Genomic DNA, 6,137 nt, shown 5'->3' on the forward strand with positions numbered 1-6,137 from the left:
TAGTTGGAGCGGTAACTCCTGTTACATTGTTTTTTACTTTAAATCTATACCCTAAGGTACCTACAACACCACTTGGAACTGAACAACCAATACCACTATTGATAAATGGTAACGTTTGTCCACAATAGGTGGTAATGCTAGTTAAAAAGGCGCCCGTTACCGTATTGGTAATCGTGTTACTAGCAGCAGTGCTAGTAGTCAAACACGTACCGCCAGTTATCGTGATAACAACGCCCACTTGATTACCATTGGCTAAGTTGCTAACAGCATACGTATTGGAAGCTCCATTTTGTACCGAAGTACCATTCACTCTGAAATCATAACTAACCGTACCACCTGCTATATTAGCTTCAGTAGCAGTAAACGTTACTGGAGTACCATAGGCAAAAGTGTTATCACCGTCGGTACTGGTTAAAGTGACTGTTGGGGTGGAATTTGGTGTTTCTGTTACACTTACCGTGCTACTTGCCGAGCAACCCGTTGCATTTGTTACTTTAACCAAGTAAGTGCCTGCCACATTTACTGTAAAATTGTTGGAAGTGCTTTCACATGGAATATCAAATTTCATCACTGTGGTTTTACCTCCATTTGCACCATCGCTATATGCGACATAAGGTATGCCTCCATAAAAGGCCAAACTTTGACTAGATGAACTACCAGCTGAGAAACCGGCTGAACCAACATTCACCCAATTACTACCATTAAATTTCTTCACTGTGGTCTTTCCCCCATTTGCATTATCTTGATAAGCTATATATGGAATGCCTCCATCGCACACTATACTTTGAGAATATACACTGTCTGCTGAAAAGCCAGCAGAACCTACATTTACCCAAGTGCTGCCATTAAATTTCATTACCGTAGTTCTGTTTCCAAAAGCACCATCTTGAAATGCCACATAAGGAGTGCTTCCATCAAAAGCTAAACTTTGATAATATGAACTGCCTGCCGAAAATCCTGCTGAACCTACATTTACCCAATTAGTACCGTTAAATTTCATCACAGTGGCTCTACGTCCAACGGAGTAATCTGCATATGCCACATAAGGAGTATTACCATAGAATGCCAAAATTTGACATTCTGCACCACCATTTGCCGAGAACCCAGCGACTCCAACAACCACCCAATTAATACCATCAAATTTCATCACCGTGGTTCTGTATCCATTTGCGTCATCTCTATAAGCAACATAAGGAGTTCCAGCATTAATGGCTAAACTTGAATAGTAAATTTGACCTGCCGAAAAACCTACTGTTCCCACAGTTACCCAATTACTACCATCAAATTTCTTTACGGTGACTTTACCTCCATTTGCTTCATCGCGATAAGCAACATAAGGAGTGCTACCATCGAAAGCTAAGCTTTGATATGCTGCACTTCCTGCAGAGAATCCCACTGATCCTACATTTACCCAGCTACCTCCATCAAATTTCTTCACTGTAGTTTTATTCCCATTTGCGCCATCGCTATATGCGACATATGGGGTGCCATTACTTAAGGCAAGACTTTGATAAGCAGCACCGCCTGCTGAGAAACCCGCTAATCCTACATTTTGCCAAACTAATGGAGTGGTTACGTTTTGCCAGCAATAAGTTAACCCCGCTCCTGTTGGTGCACTTAGCGTAGTGGAACTACCGACACAAAATGTTAGATTGCCCGTGATAGTGGCTGTAGGGGATGCATTAACTGTAATTGTGCCGATTGCATTTACTGAAGCGCATCCACCTGTTAATGGAATACTATAATTAAAAGTGCCGGTTGCTGTTGGTGTTCCACTTATTGTAATAGTGTTGCTTACCCAAGAAGCTGTTAAACCTGGAGGTAATCCCGTTGGTGTTCCAATTCCAATCGCTCCTATTGTGCTATGCATTATTGCTGCTAATGGGGTGTTAATACAAAGTGTTGGAGTGGATGAAGCTGCACTTACAATGTGGTCAACTATAATAGTTCCGGTTGCATTTACTATACCACAACCACCTGTTAATGGAATACTATAATTAAATATTCCACTTACTATGGGTGTACCAGATATAGTTATTGTATTGCTTGCCCAAGAAGCAGTAACGCCTGTTGGCAATCCTATTGGTGTACCAATGCCTGATGCTCCAGTTGTGGTATGGGTAATGGCTGTTAATACTGTATTTGAGCAAAGGAATGGAGAAGATGATGCTGTACTTACTGTATTATCGGGAGTTATTGTAACATTTACCGGTGTACTTGTAGCAGAACATCCAGCCGCATTCGAAACAGTTACAACATAGGTTCCAGCTGTGTTTACTATTTTATTACTTGATGTTGCTTCACACGGTGGTACATCAAATTTCATCACTGTGGTTTTACTTCCATTTCCACCATCGCTATATGCAACATAAGGTATGCCTCCATAAAAGGCCAAACTTTGACTAGATGAACCACCAGCTGAGAAGCCGGCTGAACCAACATTTACCCAAGCACTACCATTAAATTTCTTCACAGTGGTCTTTCCCCCATTGGCATTATCTTGATAAGCTACGTATGGAATACCTCCATCGCACACTATACTTTGATATGCTGCACTACCCGCTGATAAGCCAGCTGAACCTACATTTACCCAAGCGCTGCCATTAAACTTCATTACAGTAGTCTTTTCCCCATTATAATAATCTTTGAAAGCTACATAAGGAGTGCTGCCATCAAAAGCTAAACTTTGAAAATATGAACTGCCTGCCGAAAATCCAGGAGAACCCACATTTACCCAATTAGTACCATTAAATTTCATCACAGTGGTTCCGTAACTTCCAACGGAATAATCTCTAAATGCAACATAAGGAGTACTACCATAGAATGCCAAACTTGAACATTCTGTAGTACTTGCAGAGAATCCTGCTGTGCCGACACTTACCCATGTGCTTCCATCGTATTTCATTACCGTTGTTCTACCTGCATTTACATAATCATAATATGCCACATAAGGAGTACCAGCATTTATGGCTAAACTTATCCAATATGCTTCACCAAGTGACAATCCATCTATTCCTACAGTTACCCAATTACTACCGTCAAATTTTTTCACGGTGGTTTTTCCCCCATTTGCTTGATCTCTATAAGCAACATAAGGAGTGCCTCCATCGAAAGCTAAACTTTGATATGCTGCACCTCCTGCCGAGAAGCCTGCTGCTCCCACAGTTACCCAGCTACCTCCATCAAATTTTTTCACAGTGGTTTTATTCCCATTTGCACCATCGCTATATGCGACATAAGGAGAGCCATTACTAAAGGCTAGACTTTGATTAGTAGCAGTGCCTGCTGAGAAACCCGCTAATCCTACATTTTGCCAAACTAATGGAGTGGTTACGTTTTGCCAGCAATAAGTTAGCCCTGCTCCTGTTGGTGCACTTAGCGTAGTGGAACTGCCAGCACAAAATGTTGGACTGCCCGTGATGGTGGCTAAGGGTGGTGCATTAACAGTAAATGTACTACTACTTGTAGCACTACCATCAGGGGTTGTTACCGTAATGCTACCTGTAGTGCCGCTTGCCACAGTTGCTGTAATTTGAGTTGCCGAATCTACTGTATAGCTTAGCGCATTGCTACCTCCGAATGTTACCGCGTTTGCACCTGTAAAATTAGTACCGGTAATTACCACCGATGCGGTATTGGCACAACCTGAGGTTGGGCTGAATGACGAAATGGTGGGATGTGAAATTTGTCTGTAGACCGATACGCTGTTGTTATCACCCGTAGCCACAGACAAATCGGGTTTTCCATCGCCATCTAAATCGCCTATACCTACTAAATTTGGACTATCGCTAGTTGCGAAATCTACGTTTGTTGCAAAATTCACTGTGCCTATTGTAGAGGTGTTTCGTAATACCGATATAGTGTCGCCCCAATAATTTACCACAGCCAAATCAAGTTTGCCATCACCATTTATATCTCCTATGCCAATAGAATAAAGTCTAAGAGATATTGTGCCTAATGCGAAATCTACCTTTGTTGCAAAATTTACGGTGCCTAATGTGGATGTGTTACGCAATACCGAGACGGTTCCATCTGCAAAATTAGCAGTAGCCAAATCGGGTTTGCCATCACCATCTAAATCGCCTATACTTATTGAAATTGGACTATTACTAGTTGCGAAATCTACCTTTGTTTCAAAGCTGATTGTACCCATGGTGGAAGTATTGCGCAAGACCGATACACTGCTGCTATTACTATTTGTCACAGCTAAATCGGGTTTGCTATCGCCATCAATGTCTCCTATACATACTGAATAATGGTAATCACCAGTCAATAAATCTACCTTGGTTTCAAAATTTACGATGCCTGGTGTCGATGTGTTACGCAATACCGAGACGGTGTTGCTATTGAGATTAGTCACAACCAAATCGGGCTTGCCATCGCCATCTATATCGCCAATACTTACTGATTGAGGTTCTATGCCTGTTGCGAAATCTGAAATGGCAGCAAAACTAAGGGTACCAAAAGTGGAGGTATTGCGCAGTACAGATACTGTGTGGCTGCCTCTATTTACAACAACCAAATCGGGTTTGCCATCGCCATCTATATCTCTTACATTTAATGAAATTGGAACATAGCTGGTTGCAAAATCTACCTTTGTTGCAAAACTCACATTGCCAATTGTGGAGGTGTTGCGTAATACCGATATGGTGTTGCTAGGTGGATTAGTTACAGCCAAATCGGATTTACCATCGCCATCTAAATCACCTATACTTACTGATTGAGGGTTTGTGCCTGTTGCAAATTCAACCTTGTTAGCAAAGGCAATAGTACCAGCCAAGGTAACAATAAAAGGTTTGGCTGAATATGCCGTTAAATTAACAGCAAGGTTAGTAACAGAAAGGTACTGATACGTTGCCCCTAAAGGCACCGTTACTGTTAAACTGTTGGATGTTGCAGCAGTTACCGTTGCCTGGGTAGCACCAAAGAAAACAATGTTTTGTGCTGCCGTGGTGTTAAAACCCGTACCGGTAATGGTTACACTGCTACCAATTGCACCGCTCTCTGGAGTAAAGGTGGTGATTACTGGTTGAGCACATACAGCTACTGTAAAAAGCAGTTGCATAAAAAATAATACTTTTTTCATAATATCATCATTTAAATCCCCTACTCTGTTTAAGATTTTCGGTTGCCTCTTTTTGACTGTCCGTGTGAATTTGGTTTACTTATAACAAGCCAAAACACATAATAAAATTATAATCAATTTCAAGAAATTCCCATGATATTTATCATGTTTTGGAGTTGCTTAAAAAGAAAAATCCACAACATTACATTGTGGAATTCCTAATATCATAAGGATAAATTTTTCTAAAATAAAGCAAAATCAATATCAAAAAAACTACATTATTTGCGTCCCGAGACTTCAGGATGTGATTAAAAAACATTACATAAAAACAATCCGTGAAAATTTCTTCAATTTCTCCAATCTGTGTTCCAAAAAAACAACTCCTTAATCCATCTTAATCCCTTAATGGTTTAATAACTTCGCGTTACTTTGTGTAACCCTTGTGAAACTTTGTGAACCCCATAAAAATTTCTCCAATTTCTCCAATCCGTGTTCCAAAAAAATAACTTCTTAATGCACCTTAATCCCTTAATGGTTTAAAAACTTCGTGTGAATTTGTGAAACCCTTGCGAAACTTAGTGAACCCCATAAAAATTTCTCCAATTTCTCCAATCCATGTTCCAAAAAAATAACTTCTTAACACATCTTAATCCCTTAATGGTTTAATAACTTCGTGTGACTTTGTGAAACCCTTGCGAAACTTAGTGAACCTCATAAAATTCCTCCAATTTCTCCAATCTGTGTTCCAAAAAAACAACTCCTTAATCCATCTTAATCCCTTAATGGTTTAAAAACTTCGCGTGACTTTGTGAAACCCTTGCGAAACTTAGTGAACCTCATAAAATTTCTCCAATCCGTGTTCCAAAAAAATAACTTCTTAATGCACCTTAATCCCTTAATGGTTTAAAAACTTCGTGTGAATTTGTGAAACCCTTGCGAAACTTAGTGAACCTCATAAAATTTCTCCAATCCGTGTTCCAAAAAGAAAAAATGCTGTTAGAAAGCCAACTTCTTAATGCATCTTAATCCGGTAATGGTTTAAAATCTTGGCGCATTTGCGGTAATTAATCAC

Annotated in this window: 1 protein-coding gene; it reads right to left on the minus strand. The window is 40.1% G+C overall.

The genetic code is table 11. The features are described 5' to 3' along the window. On the minus strand, positions 1–5,086 hold a 5,086-nt coding region (locus ACSVH2_RS14015; RefSeq protein ID WP_438093808.1), incomplete at its 3' end, for a beta strand repeat-containing protein. Positions 5,087–6,137 lie beyond the last annotated feature (1,051 nt).

The sequence above is a fragment of the Flavobacterium sp. RSB2_4_14 genome (genome assembly GCF_051547085.1).
In the GTDB taxonomy this organism is placed as follows: Bacteria; Bacteroidota; Bacteroidia; order Flavobacteriales; family Flavobacteriaceae; genus Flavobacterium.